Annotated in this window: 12 protein-coding genes and 1 pseudogene; 10 read left to right on the top strand and 3 right to left on the bottom strand. The window is 71.3% G+C overall.

The features are described 5' to 3' along the window. The first annotated feature begins 5 nt into the window (after positions 1-5). The 4 genes from I4J89_RS22400 to I4J89_RS22385 all read left to right on the top strand — a co-directional run bounded on the left by I4J89_RS22400 (position 6) and on the right by I4J89_RS22385 (position 6,885). Positions 6-1,238 (top strand): ABC transporter ATP-binding protein, encoded by a 1,233-nt coding sequence (locus tag I4J89_RS22400; protein ID WP_196415983.1) that lies wholly within the window; start codon positions 6-8, stop codon positions 1,236-1,238. Further along, positions 1,235-2,806, top strand: coding sequence for a glycoside hydrolase family 13 protein (locus I4J89_RS22395; protein WP_196415982.1), 1,572 nt, complete (start codon positions 1,235-1,237; stop codon positions 2,804-2,806). Before I4J89_RS22400 ends, I4J89_RS22395 begins: the two co-directional genes overlap by 4 nt. Positions 2,807-3,022: 216 nt before the next feature. Beyond that, positions 3,023-4,387, top strand: coding sequence for a cellulase family glycosylhydrolase (locus I4J89_RS22390; RefSeq protein WP_196415981.1), 1,365 nt, complete (start codon positions 3,023-3,025; stop codon positions 4,385-4,387). A gap of 308 nt (positions 4,388-4,695) precedes the next feature. After that, complete coding sequence (locus tag I4J89_RS22385) at positions 4,696-6,885, top strand: molybdopterin-dependent oxidoreductase (RefSeq protein WP_196415980.1); 2,190 nt, start codon at positions 4,696-4,698, stop codon at positions 6,883-6,885. On the opposite strand, the pseudogene I4J89_RS22380 reads toward I4J89_RS22385, so the two are convergent. Beyond that, positions 6,882-7,082 (bottom strand): annotated as a pseudogene (locus tag I4J89_RS22380) (hypothetical protein); the annotation flags it as partial. The gene I4J89_RS22385 and the pseudogene I4J89_RS22380 overlap by 4 nt on opposite strands. A 161-nt stretch (positions 7,083-7,243) precedes the next feature. On the opposite strand from I4J89_RS22380, the gene I4J89_RS22375 reads away from it, so the two are divergent. The 6 genes from I4J89_RS22375 to I4J89_RS22350 all read left to right on the top strand — a co-directional run bounded on the left by I4J89_RS22375 (position 7,244) and on the right by I4J89_RS22350 (position 14,196). Next, positions 7,244-7,744, top strand: a complete 501-nt coding sequence (locus I4J89_RS22375; RefSeq protein ID WP_196415978.1) for a hypothetical protein — start codon at positions 7,244-7,246, stop codon at positions 7,742-7,744. A gap of 160 nt (positions 7,745-7,904) precedes the next feature. Beyond that, on the top strand, positions 7,905-10,838 hold the full coding sequence (locus tag I4J89_RS22370; protein ID WP_196415977.1) for a M36 family metallopeptidase: 2,934 nt from the start codon (positions 7,905-7,907) through the stop codon (positions 10,836-10,838). 160 nt (positions 10,839-10,998) lie between these two features. After that, entirely contained in the window at positions 10,999-11,943 is a 945-nt protein-coding gene (locus I4J89_RS22365) for an ABC transporter substrate-binding protein (protein WP_230859386.1), read from the top strand. Next, on the top strand, positions 11,940-12,725 hold the full coding sequence (locus I4J89_RS22360; RefSeq protein WP_196415975.1) for a class I SAM-dependent methyltransferase: 786 nt from the start codon (positions 11,940-11,942) through the stop codon (positions 12,723-12,725). Before I4J89_RS22365 ends, I4J89_RS22360 begins: the two co-directional genes overlap by 4 nt. After that, positions 12,722-13,480, top strand: a complete 759-nt coding sequence (locus I4J89_RS22355; protein ID WP_196415974.1) for an ABC transporter permease — start codon at positions 12,722-12,724, stop codon at positions 13,478-13,480. The genes I4J89_RS22360 and I4J89_RS22355 overlap by 4 nt, the downstream gene beginning before the upstream one ends. Then, on the top strand, positions 13,477-14,196 hold the full coding sequence (locus I4J89_RS22350; protein ID WP_196415973.1) for an ABC transporter ATP-binding protein: 720 nt from the start codon (positions 13,477-13,479) through the stop codon (positions 14,194-14,196). The genes I4J89_RS22355 and I4J89_RS22350 overlap by 4 nt, the downstream gene beginning before the upstream one ends. Here the strand turns inward: I4J89_RS22350 and I4J89_RS22345 are convergent. Next, positions 14,185-15,480: an FAD-binding oxidoreductase gene (locus I4J89_RS22345; protein ID WP_196415972.1), complete on the bottom strand. Its 1,296-nt coding sequence runs from the start codon at positions 15,478-15,480 to the stop codon at positions 14,185-14,187. The two genes, I4J89_RS22350 and I4J89_RS22345, sit on opposite strands and share 12 nt — an antisense overlap. 70 nt (positions 15,481-15,550) lie before the next feature. Beyond that, on the bottom strand, positions 15,551-16,081 hold the full coding sequence (locus tag I4J89_RS22340) for a hypothetical protein (RefSeq protein ID WP_196415971.1): 531 nt from the start codon (positions 16,079-16,081) through the stop codon (positions 15,551-15,553). Positions 16,082-16,166: the final 85 nt, after the last annotated feature.

The raw sequence follows: 16,166 nt of genomic DNA, 5'->3' as shown, positions 1-16,166 counted from the left end.
TTCTCATGGCAGGCATCGAGATGCGCAACATCGTCAAGGAGTACGGCGACGGCTTCAAAGCGGTGAACGACATCAGCCTCGACATCGCCGACGGCGAGTTCATGATCCTGGTCGGCCCGTCCGGGTGTGGTAAGTCGACGCTGCTCCGCATGATCGTCGGGTTGGAGGACATCACTTCCGGCGACATGGTGATCGGCGGTGACCGGGTCAACGAGAAGGCGCCCCGGGACCGCAACCTGTCCATGGTCTTCCAGAACTACGCGCTCTACCCGCACCTGACCGTCTTCGAGAACATCGCCTTCCCGCTGCGGCTGCAGAAGGGCCTCAAGGAGGACGAGATCCAGAAACGGGTACGCGACGCGGCCTCGATGCTGGAGCTCAACGAGCACCTGGACCGCAAACCGGCCAACCTCTCCGGCGGTCAGCGGCAGCGGGTCGCCATGGGCCGGGCCATCGTCCGGCAGGTCAACGCGTTCCTGTTCGACGAGCCGCTGTCCAACCTGGACGCGAAACTGCGCGGGCAGATGCGTACCGAGATCTCCCGGATGCAGCGCCGGCTCGGCACCACCACGGTGTACGTCACCCACGATCAGACCGAGGCGATGACCCTCGGCGACCGGGTCGCGGTGCTGCGGCGCGGGCTGTTGCAGCAGGTGGCGTCGCCGCGCGAGCTGTACGAGCAGCCGGTCAACATGTTCGTCGCAGGCTTCATCGGTTCCCCGCCGATGAACTTCCTGCCCGCGGTCGTCTCCGGGCAGCGGCTGAAGCTCCCGTTCCTCGAGACGGACCTGCCGGCGGTCGTGGCGGAGAAGGTCACCGACGGGCAGCTGCTGGTCGCCGGCATCCGGCCCGAGCACTTCGAGGACGCCCGCGTGCTCGATGCCGCCAAACGGGAGAAGGGTGTGGTGTTCCGGGCCCAGGTCGACGTCACCGAGTGGCTCGGCGACTCGCAGTACGCGTACATCCCGTTCGAGTCGAACCCGGAGGTGGCCGAGCAACTCGCCGAACTGGCCGCCGAACTGGACAGCGAGGCGCTGCGCAGCCAGCTGATCATCTCGATCGACGCGATGAGCCGGCTGCGGGAGAACCACGAGGGCGAGTTCTGGGCCGACACCCGCCGGATGCACCTGTTTGAACCGCGTAGCGGGGAGAACCTGACTCGCGACGAGGCCGCTGCCGCCGACCTGGCCCGGCTCGAACAGGAGGAACTCGCCGAGCGGATGGAACAGGCTCGGTGACCGATCCGGCCTGGTGGCGACACGCGGTCATCTACCAGGTGTACGTGTGGAGCTTCGCCGACTCCGACGGCGACGGGATCGGGGACCTGCCCGGTGTCCGGTCCCGCCTGCCGTACCTGCGTGACCTGGGCGTCGACGCCGTCTGGCTGAACCCGTTCTACCCGTCGCCGCAGGCGGACAACGGCTACGACGTCGCCGACTACCGGGACGTGGACCCGCGGTTCGGCACCCTGGACGACGCCGCCGCGCTGATCCGCGACGCCCACGACCTGGGGCTGCGGATCATCCTCGACCTGGTGCCGAACCACACCTCCGACATGCACCCCTGGTTCGTCGAGGCGCTGGCCTCGCCGCGCGGCAGCCGGGCGCGCGCCCGCTACCTGTTCCGCGACGGCCGGGGCCCGGACGGCGCGTTGCCGCCGAACAACTGGATCAGCATGTTCGGCGGCCGGGCCTGGACCCGGGTCGATGCCCAGTGGTATCTGCACCTGTTCGCGCCCGAGCAGCCCGACCTGGACTGGACCAACGACGAGGTACGGGCCGAGTTCGAGGACATCCTGCGGTTCTGGTTCGACCTGGGCGCCGACGGGTTCCGCATCGACGTGGCGCACGGGCTGGCCAAGGACCCGCAGATGCCGGACCTGGGGGAGAAGCAGATCGCGGTCGGCCCGGCGCCGGAAGGCCACCCGCACTGGGATCTCGACGAGGTGCACGACGTCTACCGGTCCTGGCGGGTGCTGGCCGACGGATACCCCGGGGATCGGGTCTTCGTCGGCGAGGTGTGGGTGCAGAGTCTCAGCCGGCTCGCCCGCTACCTGCGCGCGGACGAGCTGCACACCGCCTTCAACTTCACCTTCCTGCTGGCACCGTGGTCGGCGAAAGGATTGCGTACGGCCATCGACGACAGCATCGGGCACCTGCTGGCGGTCGGCGCACCGGCGACCTGGGTGCTGTCCAATCACGACGTGGTCCGGCACGTCACCCGGTACGGCGGCGGCGAGCTGGGCCTGCGGCGGGCCCGGGCGGCGGCGTTGCTGATGCTGGCGCTGCCCGGCGGGGCGTACGTGTACCAGGGTGAGGAGCTCGGCCTGCCGGAGGTGGAGGACCTGCCGGACGCGGTGCGGCGGGACCCGACGTTCGTGCGTACCCGGGGTGCCGACCGGGGGCGGGACGGCTGCCGGGTGCCGCTGCCCTGGTCCGGCACGTCACCCTCGTACGGCTTCGGCCCGGGCGCCGCCTCCTGGTTGCCCCAGCCGGACGAATGGGCCTGGGTCTCGGTGGAACACCAGGACGGCGACCCGGACTCGATGCTCACCCTGTACCGCACGGCCCTGCGGCACCGCCGCGACCTCCCGGCTCTCGGCGCCGGCGACCTGACCTGGCTGCCCTCGGAGGAGAACGTGCTGGCCTTCCGCCGTGACCCGGGCTTCGTCTGCGTAGTGAACGTCGGCGACGACCCGGCCCCGCTGCCCGCCGAGCTGCACCACGCCCCGCTGCTGCTGGCGAGCGTGCCGGCCCTGGGCGGTGACACTCTGCCCGGCGCCACCGCCGCCTGGTATGCCCGGTAACGCTACGAGCGGCGGCAAGAGTCGGATTCCGGGGGAAGGGTTGCCAAATCGTTCACTATCCAAGATCATGGATGGTGCGCGCCCGTCCCGGTTCCCCCGTGCCCGGACGGGCGCGCCCTTTCCTGCGGCTCATTGCCAACCTTTAAACGACGTGAGTCAATGAACGAGCGCTCATATGGGAGCGCTCCCAAGTGTCCCCCGTCCAGAGGTAGGTCAATGAAACGCCGACTCGCCGTCCTCAGCGCCGCGCTGCTCGCGGCCGCCGCATCCGTGCTCTTCCACGTCGCGCCCGCGTACGCCGCCACCGGCCTGCACGTGTCCGGCACCGACATCGTCGAGGCCAACGGCCAGAAGTTCGTGATGCGCGGGATCAACCACATGCACACCTGGTACACCAACCAGACGAACTCGTTCGCCGACATCAAGGCGAAGGGTGCCAACACCGTGCGGGTCGTGCTCAGCGGCGGCCGGTGGACCGCGAACAGCGCGGCCGACGTCACCAACGTGATCAACCTGTGCAAGGCGAACCGGCTGATCTGCGTGCTGGAGAACCACGACACCACCGGGTACGGCGAGGACGCCGCGGCGTACAGCCTGGACCAGGCGGCCGACTACTGGATCGGGCTGAAGAGCGTGCTCGCCGGCCAGGAGGACTACGTCGTCATCAACATCGGCAACGAGCCGATCGGCAACACCAACGCCGGCCAGTGGACCGCCGCCACCGTGGCCGCGATCCAGAAGATGCGCAGCAATGGCTTCGAGCACCTGCTGATGATCGACGCGCCGAACTGGGGCCAGGACTGGCAGTACGTCATGCGCGACAACGCCCAGACGGTCCTGGACGCCGACACCCGCGACAACACGGTGCTCTCCATCCACATGTACGCGGTCTTCAACACCGCCGCGTCTATCACTGCCTACCTTGATCACTTCGAGAGCCGGGGCTGGCCGCTGGTGATCGGTGAGTTCGGCTGGCGGTTCGACTCCAGCCAGGTCGACCACGAGACGATCCTGGCCGAGTCGGTCAACCGGGATCTCGGCTATCTGGGCTGGTCGTGGGCCGGCAACACGGATCCGATCCTGGACATGGCCACGAACTTCAACCCGGACCAGCTGACCACCTGGGGCGAGCGCATCTTCAACGGCGCCAACGGGATCAAGGCCACCGCCCGGGAGGCCACCGTCTTCGGCGGCCCGTCCTCGCCGTCGCCGAGCGTTCCGTCCTCGCCGAGCCCGTCCCCCAGCAGCCCGTCGCCGAGCCCGTCGCCGAGCACTCCGACCGGCGCCTGCACCGCCACCTACACAGTGACCGGCCAGTGGCCCGGCGGCTTCCAGGGCGACGTCAAGATCACCGCGGGCGGCGCCGCCATCACCGGCTGGACCGTCACCTGGACCTACGCCAACGGACAGACCGTCTCCAGCCACTGGGGCTCCACCCTGACCAGCAGCGGCTCCACGGTCACCGCCCGCAACGCCGGCTGGAACGGCCGCCTGTCCGCCGGCGCCAGCACGTCCTTCGGGTTCCTCGGCTCGTGGACCGGCACCAACAGCGTCCCCGCGGTGACCTGCACGGCAAGCTGAGCACGTCCGGTCACCCTGATTCGGGGTACGGGTGACCGGCCGTCCCGCCGGAATCGGGCCGTCTCCGCCGGCCACGCGATCGGCTGCGCGGAACGGCCTCAGCGCGACCGCCGGGAAACGCCACGTGCCTGGGCCCGGCGGCCGCCGGGCGGCCGGGAGCGGGCACCCGGATCGCGCGGTAGCCGGGGACGGCCGACGTTCGCTGAGACTGCCGTCGCTCGTACCGAAAAGGGGTTTCAAGTAAGGGCGTTCAACTGGATTTCGTGGCAGGATACTCGCCAGTAACCGCCTGGAAGGCTGGTGGCAGCATGCGCACGGCGTATCGGACCTGTCCTTTGTGCGAGGCCGCCTGCGGCCTCGAGCTCACCGTCGCCGACGGCGAGGTGGTCGCCGCGCGCGGCGACCGCGAGCACGTCTTCAGCCACGGTTTCGTGTGCCCGAAGGGCGCGACGTTCGGGCAGCTCTCCGGCGACCCGGACCGGCTGAGCCGGCCGCTGGTGCGCCGCGACGGCCGGCACGTCGAGGTCGAGTGGGACGAGGCCTTCGCCGCCATCGAGGCCGGCCTGGTGCCGATCGCCAAGCGGTACGGGCGGGACGCGGTCGGGCTCTACGTCGGCAACCCGAACGCGCACACCATGTCCGGTGGCCTCTACCTGGCCCCGCTGCTGAAGGCGGTCGGCAGCCGCAACATCTTCTCCGCCAGCACGGTCGATCAGATGCCGAAGCACGTGTCCTGCGGCTATCTGTTCGGCCATCCGCTCACCATCCCGGTGCCCGACCTGGACCGCACCGATCTGCTGCTGATGCTCGGCGCCAACCCGTGGGAGTCCAACGGCAGTCTGGCCACCGCGGCCGACTTCCCGGGCCGGCTCAAGGCGATCCAGGCGCGCGGCGGCCGGTTCATCGTGGTCGACCCGCGCCGCACCCGGACCGCCGAGCACGCCGACGAGCACCTGTTCATCCGGCCCGGGACGGACGCGTTCCTGCTGTTCGGGATCGTGCACACGCTGTTCGCCGAGGACCTGGTCGACCTGGGCCGGCTGGCCGGGCACGTGACCGGCGTCGAGCAGGTACGCGACCTGGCCGCCGGCTTCCCGCCGGAGCGGGTCACCGCGGCCTGTGACGTGCCGGCCGAGCGGATCCGCGGCCTGGCCCGCGAGCTGGCCGCCGCGCCCACCGCCGCCGTGTACGGGCGGATCGGCACCTGCACGGTCGAGTTCGGGACGCTGACCAGCTGGCTGGTCGACGTGGTGAACGTGCTCACCGGCAACCTGGACCGGCCCGGCGGGGTGATGTTCCCGCTCGCACCGCATCTGCGGCCGAACAGCCGGCCCGGCGGCAAGGGGTTCCGGGGCGGGCGGTGGCACAGCCGGGTCCGCGGGCTGCCCGAGGTCAAGGGTGAGCTGCCGGTGGCGACGCTGGCCGACGAGATCGAGACCCCCGGTGACGGGCAGATCCGGGCGCTGATCACGGTGGCCGGCAACCCGGTGCTGTCGACGCCGAACAGCGGGCGGCTGGACCGGGCGCTCGGCGGGCTCGACTTCATGGTGAGCGTGGATCCGTACCTGAACGAGACCACCCGGCACGCCGACGTCGTGTTGCCGCCGGCTGACAGCACCCGCAAGGGGCATTACGACTTCGCGTTCCTCGCGCTGTCGGTGCGCAACTTCGCGGCGTACTCGCCGCCGGTGCTGCCGCCGGACCCGGCCGGCATGGATGAGTGCGACATCCTGGCCCGGCTGGTCCTGCTGGTCACCGGCCGGGGCGCCGGCGCCGACCCGACGACGCTGCACGAGGCGCTGCTCACCCAGGCCCTGGAGAAGGCCGGCGCGGCCGGGAAACGGCACCTGGTCAGCGGGGACGGCCCGGCCGAGCGGCTGCTCGACGTGGCGCTGCGCGCCGGGGCCTACGGTGACGGCTTCGGCGCCCGGCCCGGCGGACTCTCGCTGGACCGGCTGCTGGCCAGCCCGCACGGCGTCGACCTCGGGCCGTTGCAGCCGCGCGTCCCGGAGGTGCTCAAGACACCCAGCGGCACGGTGGAGCTGTATGTGCCGGAGATCGGTGACGAGGCCTCCCGGTTGCGGGGTGCGCTGGACCGGCACCGCGCCGACCTGGTGCTGATCGGCCGCCGGCATCTGCGGTCCAACAACAGCTGGGGGCACAACGTCCCGGCCCTGGTGAAGGGCCGGGACCGGTGCACGCTTCAGGTGCACCCGGCGGACGCCGCCCGGCTCGCCCTGGCGGACGGCGGCGAGGCGCAGGTGACGTCCCGCGCGGGTGGCCTGTCGGCGCGGGTCGAGGTCACCGACCGGGTGATGCCCGGGGTGGTGAGCCTGCCGCACGGATGGGGGCACGACCTACCGGGTACCCGGATCGCGGTCGCCGCCGCCCACCCGGGCGTGAACTCGAACCTGCTCACCGACGAGCTCGTCGTCGACCCGCTGTCCGGCAACAGCGTGCTGAACGGCATCCCGGTCGAGGTCAAGGCGGTGGGCTAACCCGCGCTGTCGCTGGTGTACTCGTCGGCCGGGGTCCGCAAGGCACCGGTCGTGGCGTCGCCGGTGGTCGTGTTCGCCACGCCGGGTCCGGAGCGGGGCCGGTCCGGGAAGCTGGCCGGGCCGGCGGTGCCGCCGGTGGTGGTCATGATGCCGCCGTCGGCCGGCGGCGGCCCGCCGTTGCGGAGCTGTTCGGTGTCGGTGTCCGCGTCCAGCGTGCTGGACAGCTCGTCGTCGACTCGCGGGTCGCTCATTTCCAACCTCCGGTCGTGGGTGATCGTCCGGCGGAGGAATGCCCGTATCGTGCCGTCTCAAACGACCACTAATTGATCTTGTCGGTGGTATCGACTACGGTCCACGCGTGATTCGTACCCGACTTGTTGCAGTCGCCCTGACCGGCGCCTTTCTCATGACCGTTGCCGCGTGTGGTGGCGACGACGCCGATACCACTGCCGGCTCCACGCCGACGACCGCGGCCACCACGGCCGCGGCCGAGGCCACCACCGCGCCGGCCGAGCCGACCGAGGCCGCTGCCCCGGCTGACGACAAGGCGCTCTGCCAGGAGGCCGACAAGGCCGCCAAGGCGATGACCAAGGCGATGGTGACGCTGGTCGGGTCCGGTACGGAGCCGTCGGCCGGCGACTACAAGGCCATCCTCGACGACATGGACCGGACGCTGACCGAGGCTGTCGGGACTGCCGACAGCAAGGTGGCGGCGGCCATGAAGGAGGTCGCCGCGCAGTCCGCCAAGGCCGCCGCGGCGCCGGACCCGGTCGAGGCGGCCGGCGACCCCGCCTTCGAGAAGGCGGGCACGTCGCTCAACGCCGCCTGCAAGAAGGTCGGTGTCAAGGTCAAGTTCTGACCGATCATCAAGAGAGCGGGGCCGGACGGATCCGGCCCCGCTTTCTTTTCGATGATCTTATCGACGTACCTCGATTCTGGACGTTCGGCCCATGTCGTGACCCCTCGGCTGTGGGGTCGGATCAAGGCGACCGGTTATTGCCGTCCAAAGAGGAGGTACCGTGCGCACACCATCCCGTGCGTTGGCGGGCACCACCGCAACAATCGTCGCCGCAGTGCTCGTGCTCGCCGCAGGATCCGGCGGGAACGCGGCGCCAGGTAGCCCGGCCCGGGCTCCCGAGGGCGTCAAAGTGCACGGCGACGAGGACCACGCGAAGATCAAGGACAACCGTCGGGGCCGGATCGCCCCGACGTCGCAGCAGAAAGCGCAGGCCGCTGAGGCGGGCGCCGAGGCGCGGTGGAACGCGCTCGGCACGCCGGCGGCGCTGACCGCCACCGAGGAACCGCTGGCCACCGGGCTGGCCGCGGATCCGGTGGCCGCGGCGAAGGCGTACGTCGCCGCCAACCGGGACATGCTGGGGCTCACCGCCGAGGGGGCGGACGCCCTCGAGGTGCTGACGAGCGCGCCGCTCGGGGAGGGCGCCGCGGTCGTGATGCGGCAGAAGTTCGGTGACCTGGTCGCCGGCGTCGACGGCCTGCTCTCGGTGGGCGTGCGCGACGGCAAGGTGTGGTACGTGAGCTCCTCGCTCTCCCGGGACGCCGGCGCACCCGCGCCCGCCACGCTGACCGCGGCCGACGCCGAGCGCATCGCCCGGACCGACGCGGGCATTCCGAATGCGACGATCCTGGCCACCAAGCTGGTCGCGGTGCCGACCGCCGACCAGGGTGCGCGTGCGGCGTACCGGGTCACCCTCGGCGACGGCCTGAACAGCGCCGAGCCGATCGCGTACACCACGCACGTGGACGCCCGGGACGGCTCGGTCCTGGTCCGCCAGAACATCGTCGACTCGCACAGCGACAACCCGGAGTGGGACGTCTTCCCCAACTCGCCGCCGACCAGCTATTCCTCGGCGGACACCCGCAAGACCTGGTGCTGGACGCCGCAGCGGGGCTGCGACGAGGTGGTCGGGAACCCGGCGTCGCCGCTGCCCTGGGACGTGGACCCGGCGACCGGCGAGCCGACCTTCACCACGCGCGGCAACAACGCGTTCGCGGTGCACAACTGGAACTCCAACGACCCGTTCACGGTCGGCACCGAGCTCGCCACGCCCAGCCCGACCCGGGAGTACCAGTACCCGTGGACCAACCAGTGGCACCGCGAGCAGTGCGCGCCGACCGCCTTCGACACGCCGACGCGTAACGACATCGACGCCGCCCGGGCCAACCTGTTCGCGCAGCACAACCGGATGCACGACTGGTCGTACAACCTCGGCTTCACCGAGGCCACCTGGAACATGCAGGACGAGAACCCGCGGCCGGGTGGGCTGCCGAACGACCCGGAGCAGGGCAACGCGCAGGCCGGTGGCATCAGCGGCGGCCCGCCGGACTTCGCCGCCCGTAACAACGCCAACCAGATCACCCCGGAGGACGGGGTCGCGCCGATCACGAACATGTACCTGTGGCAGCCGATCGCCGGTGTCTTCTACGCCCCGTGCGTCGACGGCGACTACGACATGTCGGTGATCGCCCACGAGTACACCCACGCCATCACCAACCGGATGATCGCCGGTCCGGACGCCGGTCTCAGCTCGCCGCAGGGCATGAGCGAGAGCTGGTCGGACCTGCTGTCGGTGGAGTACCTCGCCGAGCACGGCTACGCGCAGCGCGGCAGCCGCGGTTTCACCATCGGTGAGTACGTGACCAGCGACGAGAACGCCGGTATCCGTAACTACAACATGACCAAGAGCCCGCTCAACTACAGCTCGGTCGACTACGACTTCGTCGGCCTGCAGGTGCACGCCTCCGGTGAGGTGTGGAGCGCGGCCAACTACGACGTCCGTGCCGCGTTCCTCAAGCGGTACGGCGACGGCAACGCCGCCCTGCAGAAGGCCTGCGCCAACGGCAAGGTGCCGGTGACCAAGTGCCCGGGCAACCGGCGCTGGATCCAGCTCGTCCTCGACTCGTTCCTGCTGATGGCGAACAGCGCCAACAGCCAGGTCGACGCCCGCGACGCGCTGCTCGGCGCGGACCGGGTCCGCTTCGGCGGCAAGAACCAGGATCTGATCTGGAACGCGTTCGCCAAGCGCGGCCTCGGCGAGACGGCGCTCAGCAACGGCGCCACCGACGCCGACCCGCGGCCGGGCTTCACCTCGCCGCACGCCAGGGAGGCGACCGTCACCTTCCGTCCGGTGGACGAGAACGGCAAGGCCGTGACCGGTGCGAAGCTGTTCGTCGGTGACTACCAGGCCCGGGCCGTCCCGGTCGCCGACACCGACCCGGCGACGCCGCTCACCGACCAGGTCAGCCTGGTGGCCGGCACGTACGGGTTCATCGCCCAGGCACCCGGTCACGGGCACGCCCGGGTGAGCGCGACGTCCCTGCGGTCCGGGGAGTCGGAGCGGCTCTACGTGCGGATGCCGCGCAACCTCGCCTCCGCCACGTCCGGCGCCACGGTCAGCGGAGACGGCATCAACCTGGCCCGGATCGCCGACGACGACGAGGCGACCAACTGGGCGTCGCTGGGCAGCCCGGTGGCCGGCAAGCAGGTCACCGTTGACCTCAGCGGCGAGGCGCAGCGGGTCCGCCGGGTGCAGGTCAGCGCGATGCTGCGCCCGCAGATCACCACCGATCCGGACGCCGGCGCGCAGAGCCGCTTCTCGGCCCTGCGGCAGTTCCGGGTGTCGGCCTGCACGGCGACGGCCACGGTCACGTGTTCGGCCGCGACCGACTTCAAGGCCGTCTACACCAGCAAGCGGGACGCGTTCCCGGCGGTCGCCCCGCGGCCCCGCGCCCCGCAGCTGATCGTCAGGTCGTTCGACATCCCGTCGACGACGGCCACGCACCTGCGCATCGAGGTCGTGACCAACCAGTGCACCGGCGGGCCGGACTACGCCGGTGAGCAGGACGCCGACCCGCGGGCGGCGACCGACTGCGCGACGGCGAGCCCGCAGGCGCAGAACGTACGGATCGCGGAGTTCCAGGCGTACAGCCGGTAGCTCTGCGTGGGCGGGCGGGCCGGTCGGCCCGCCCACCCACCCCATGCCGATCTTGCCCATCGAGCGGTATCGTTTCAGCGGATTTGTCGCCGAAGCGGGGGATCATGGCATGAGGAGGATCTGCGCACAATTTGCAGCGATCTTGCTGATCGCGGGGTTGATGTCCGGTTGTGGGGATTCCGGGGACTCCGGAGAGGACTCACAGCCGGCCGACAAAATCACTTACCTGACCGCCTTCGGAGCGGTCGGCCGGGACGCGTTCGCCTGGGTGGCCCAGGAAAAGGGCTACTTCCGCGACGCCGGCCTCGACGTCACCATCCGGCTGGGCGCCGCCACCGGTGAGAACCTGAAGGTCCTCGCCGCCGGGCAGGCGCAGTTCGCCAACCTCGACCTGACCGGCACGTGGATCCTGTCCGGCAAGGGTCAGTACACCGACATCCGCGCGTTCGCGGCGGTGCACCAGCAGACCCTGGTCTCGATCATCACCCTCGAGGGCTCCGGAATCACCGAGCCGAAACACCTGGAGGGTCGCAAGCTGGGCGCCGCCACCGGCTCGGTCAACCAGTTGCTCTTCCCGGGGTACGCGAAACTCGCCGGCATCGACGAGTCCAAGGTCGAGTGGGTAAACGCGCCGCCCGCGCAGTTGCCGACGCTGCTGGCCAGCGGCCGGGTCGACGCGCTGAGCACCTTCCTGATCGGGCAGCGCGGCATCGAGAAGGCGGCCGGCGGGAAGAAGACCGTGGTCCTGCCGTACAGCGAGTACCTGCCCGATCTGTTCGGCAACGGGCTGATCGCGCCCACCTCGATCGTCGAGGGCGACCCGGACCTCACCAAGCGGTTCCGTGACGCCGCCCTCAAGGGCCTTCAGTACACCCTGGAGCATCCGGACGAGGCGGCGCAGATCCTCAAGAAGGCCCAGCCGGCCGCCGACGTGACGGCCGCGGTCGGTGAGATCACCCTGATGGCGCCGTACGTGAAGGCGTCCGGCGTGATCGAGCGGGACCGGGTCGCCAAGGCCCTCGCCACCCTGGAGGGCGAGGCGCTGATCAAGCCGGGGCTGACCCCGGACACGGTGGTCGACTTCGACCTGGTGCCCACCGGATGAGAGCCGCCTACTCCTTCGACAACGACGACCCGGCAGCGGCGGAGCGGCACGAACTGCTCGCCGAGATGAACGACCCGTTCACGGTGGAGCGGCTGTCCGCGCTCGGCGATCTCACCGGCCGCCGCTGCCTCGAGGCCGGCGCCGGCGGGGGCAGCATCGCCGGATGGCTGGCGGCTCGGACCGGTCCACGCGGGCAGGTGCTGGCCACCGACCTCAACCCGCGTCACCTGCCGGTCGACCAGGGTTACGCGGTGCTGCGCCACGATCTGGCCACCGAGCCGGTCCCCGACCCGCCGTGGGACCTGATCCACGCCCGCCTGGTGCTGGCTCATCTTCCCGGCCGGGCCGAGATCGTTCAGCGCCTCGTCGGCGCTCTGGCCCCGGACGGCGTCCTGCTGGTCGAGGACTGGCTTTCCGCGTACCCCGAAGTGGTATTGGCCGCGCCCGACGCGGCCGCCGCCGACCTGGTCGAGCGTTACCACCGCATCGTGGTGGAGCGGCTGTTGCCGGCCAACGGCGCCGACCCGGCGTGGGGTGGCCGGGCGCATGCCGCCCTGCTCGCCGCCGGCCTCGGCGACGTGCGCACCGAGATCCGGGCGGAGTCCTGGGCCGGCGGCTCGGCCGGCGCCCGGCTGATCGCGGTGAACGTGGCACAGGTCGGCGCCGGGTTGCGTGCGGCCGGGCTCACCGAAGCCGAGCTGGCCCGGTTGTGCCGGCTGGCCGTCGATCCGGCCCTGGTGATCCGCGGTCACTTCACCTACTCGACGCTGGGCCGCCGGTGACCCGGGCCCGGACCTGGGGACTGCCGGTGCTCGGCGCGGTGAGCGCGATCGCGCTCTGGTGGTCGGCCACCGCCGTGTTCGGGATCCGCTCGTTCATCCTGCCCGCCCCGCCGGACATCGTCGCCGCGTTCCGGGCCCAGCCCGCCTACCTGCTGCGGGAGGCCGGCGCGACGCTGACCGGGACGGTGACCGGGTTCGGCATCGCAACCGTGGCCGGGCTGCTGCTGGCGGTGCTGCTGACCGCGTGGCGATCTCTGGAACGCGCCACCCTGCCGGTGCTCGTCGCGTTGAACTCGGTGCCGAAGGTCGCGGTGGCCCCGCTGCTGGTGGTCTGGCTCGGCTTCGGGGCCCGGCCGAAGATCGTGCTGGTCGTGCTGATCTGCTTCTTCCCGATCCTGGTGGCGACGATGGCCGGGCTCACGTCGACGCCGGCGGAGCTGGGCGAGCTGGCCCGGTCGCTGTCGGCGAGCGTCTGGCAGGCGTACGTCAAGATCCGCCTGCCATGGGCACTGCCGCAGGTGTTCGTGGGGCTGAAGGTCGCCATCTCGCTCGCGGTGATCGGCGCGGTGGTCGCCGAGATCAGCAACCCGACCAGCGGGCTCGGCGCGGTGATCGTGCTGTCCGGCATGTCGTTCGACACGCCGCTCGCGTTCGCCGCGATCGTTCTGCTCGCGGTGCTGAGCACGGTGCTGTTCTACCTGGTCGTGGCCCTCGAACGGTGGCTGGTGCCGTGGGCGCGGGCGATCAGCGCATGATCGAACTGACCCGGGTGTCGCGCAGTTTCGGCGCGGTCCAGGCGCTGCGTGACATCGATCTGAGTGTCGCCGAGAACGAGTTCGTCGCCGTCATCGGCCGGTCCGGGTGCGGCAAGTCGACCCTGCTGCGGCTGATCGCCGGGCTGCTCGAACCCAGCGCCGGAACGGTCACCGTCAGCGGTGCGCCGGTCGCGTTGATGCAGCAGGTCCCGGCGCTGTTGCCGTGGCGGACCGCGCTGGGCAACGTCATGCTGCCGGTGGAGATCCGGCGGCTGCCGCGCGAGCAGTACCGGGACCGCGCGGTGGCACTGCTCGACGCGGTGGGGCTGGCCGGGTTCCACGATCGGCATCCGTACGAGCTGTCCGGCGGCATGCAGCAGCGGGTGGCGCTGTGCCGGGCGCTGATCCAGCAGCCGCGCGTGCTGCTGATGGACGAGCCGTTCTCCGCGCTGGACGCGCTGACCCGCGAGGAGATGGCCGGCCAGCTGCAGGACCTGCACCTGGCCCGGTCGGCGACCACGGTCTTCGTCACCCACTCCATCCAGGAGGCGGTGCTGCTCGCGGACCGGGTGGTGGTGCTCAGCCCGCGGCCGGGGCGGGTGCGCAAGGTGCTCGGCGTGGACATCCCGCGGCCGCGTTCGTTCGGGCACAACGCCCACCTGGAGGCGGTCGCGGAATGCGTCGCCCACCTGCACGACCTGCTGCTACACGACTGACCGGATGTTGTGGTTGCGGGCGAACAGGTTGCCGGGATCGTAGTGACGCTTGACCGCCGCGAGCCGTTCGTAGACCTCGGGTGGGTAGATCTCGTCCTCGGTGGAGGTGAGGAAGTTCGCGTACGGGCCGGTCACGTGCGGCTCGAGCCGGTCCCAGAGCGCCTGAGGCAGCACCGGGGCGGGTCCGGCGACCGACGTGACGATCATCAGCTCCGCCTGACGATGCGGGTACGCGGTGGCGCCGGAGGGGACCCGGGACACCGCACCGCCGAGGCTGCGGACGGCGATGAACGGCTCGGGCTCGGGCTCGGACTCGGTCAGGATCCGCAGGGCCGGGGTCACCGACTCCTTCGCGACGAACCCGCTGCGGGTCACCAACCGGATGCCGGGCGGCGGGACCGGGCCCTCGACGAGCGTGTCCGCGTACGGCTTGAGCGTCACGTCGTCGTCCAGGACCGTGCCGAGCCGGCGGAGCGGGTCGATCGCCTCGGCCGCCCCCCGCGGGTCGTCGCCGTCGAAGACCACGGTGATCCCGATCGGTGCCGGCCCGCCCATCAGCTCGGCGACGGAGGTGAGCTCCTCGGGCGCGGTGCGGAGATGGTCCGCCCACCCCTGGAGCACGGCGGCCGCCTCCGCCGCGGGGAAGGTGATCCGGCCGTGGAAGACGGCCGTCGTCGGGTGCGCCGTGAACTCGAAGGCGGTCACGATCCCGAAGTTGCCGCCGCCACCGCGGATCGCCCAGAACAGCTCCGGGTTCTGCGTCGCGCTGGCCCGGACGACCTCGCCGGCTGCGGTGACCACCTGCGCGGCGACCAGGCTGTCCAGGGCCAGGCCGTACTTGCGGACCTTCCAGCCGATGCCGCCGCCCAGCGTGAGCCCGCCGACGCCGACACTCCTGGTGTCGCCCGAGGAGATCGCCAGGGCGTGTGGTGCGAGGGCGTCCACGACCTGTCCCCAGGTGGCGCCGCCGCCGATCCGGACCCGGTGTGCCGTCTCGTCGACGATCTCCACGGTCGCGAGCCGGCCGAGGTCGATCACCACGCCGCCGTCGTTGGTGCCGAAGCCGGGGAAGCTGTGGCCGCCGCCTCGTACGGAGAGCGGGAGGCCGGTGCCGGCGGCGAAACGAACGGCGGCCTGGACGTCCCGGACGGTCCCGGGGCGCAGCACCACGGCCGGGCGGCCCCACGCCAGCACGGTGCGGGCGGCCGGCTCGTACTCCGCCGAGCCGGGCTCGATGACATCGCCGCCGAAGTCACGGCGGAGGGTGGAGAGAGGTGAGGTCATGTGCCTGAAGACAACGGCGGCCGGTTCCGCGTGACGGCGCGCCGGTGTGACCGGCCCCACAAGCCGGATGTCACGCCGCGGCGGCGAGGATTATCACGCCGATACCGAGGGGGATGTCGAGGAGCATGCACGCCTCGGACAGCGAGCGCGGCACCACCGTGTTGCGCCGGTAGTTGACCAGGTCCCAGGCGGCGTGCGTGGCGAGGGACAGGCCGGCCAGGATCGCCCCGGCGAGCGGGGACAGGTAGAGGGCGACGACGGCCGGGGCGCCGTACGCCAGTGCTGCCCCGGCCTGGGCCAGCAGGGCGTGCCGCGGCGCGCGGATCGCGAAGCCGGCGCCGAGCAGCAGGACCGCGACCACCGCGAACGCCGCCCACCACGGCACCCCGCCGAGTTCCGCGGCGAACACCACCACGCTGAAGCCGGCAACCCCGGCCCAGGCCACCCAGCGCCGGTCGAACGCGGCCGCGGCGAAATAGCAGAGCACGGCGACGTTCACCGAGGTCGAGGCGCTCTCCCGGTCGGCGCCGAAGATCAGTACGAGCACGGCGGCGGTGAGCCCGAGCGCGGACGGCCACCGGCGCAGCAGAGCGTTCGTCATGCCGCAAGCGTTCCGGCTGTAGTGCGCGGCCGTCCGCTTCGCGCGGCGGCCAGGTCCGGAATCGTGGGCTGCCGGTCCGGTTCCC

This window comes from Actinoplanes aureus (genome assembly GCF_015704865.1).
GTDB classification, from domain to species: Bacteria; Actinomycetota; Actinomycetes; order Mycobacteriales; family Micromonosporaceae; genus Actinoplanes; species Actinoplanes aureus.
The sequence above is the reverse complement of the archived record's forward strand: the minus strand, read 5'-3'. Positions and strand labels throughout refer to the sequence as shown.

Excerpts from the sequence above, each read along its gene's own strand:
- I4J89_RS22385 (WP_196415980.1), top strand. The coding sequence starts at position 4,696 with ATGCGCACGGCGTATCGGACCTGTCCTTTGTGCGAGGCCGCCTGCGGC.
- I4J89_RS22400 (WP_196415983.1), top strand. The coding sequence starts at position 6 with ATGGCAGGCATCGAGATGCGCAACATCGTCAAGGAGTACGGCGACGGC.
- I4J89_RS22340 (WP_196415971.1), bottom strand. The coding sequence starts at position 16,081 with ATGACGAACGCTCTGCTGCGCCGGTGGCCGTCCGCGCTCGGGCTCACC.
- I4J89_RS22350 (WP_196415973.1), top strand. The coding sequence starts at position 13,477 with ATGATCGAACTGACCCGGGTGTCGCGCAGTTTCGGCGCGGTCCAGGCG.
- I4J89_RS22390 (WP_196415981.1), top strand. The coding sequence starts at position 3,023 with ATGAAACGCCGACTCGCCGTCCTCAGCGCCGCGCTGCTCGCGGCCGCC.
- I4J89_RS22345 (WP_196415972.1), bottom strand. The coding sequence starts at position 15,480 with ATGACCTCACCTCTCTCCACCCTCCGCCGTGACTTCGGCGGCGATGTC.
- I4J89_RS22360 (WP_196415975.1), top strand. The coding sequence starts at position 11,940 with ATGAGAGCCGCCTACTCCTTCGACAACGACGACCCGGCAGCGGCGGAG.
- I4J89_RS22365 (WP_230859386.1), top strand. The coding sequence starts at position 10,999 with ATGTCCGGTTGTGGGGATTCCGGGGACTCCGGAGAGGACTCACAGCCG.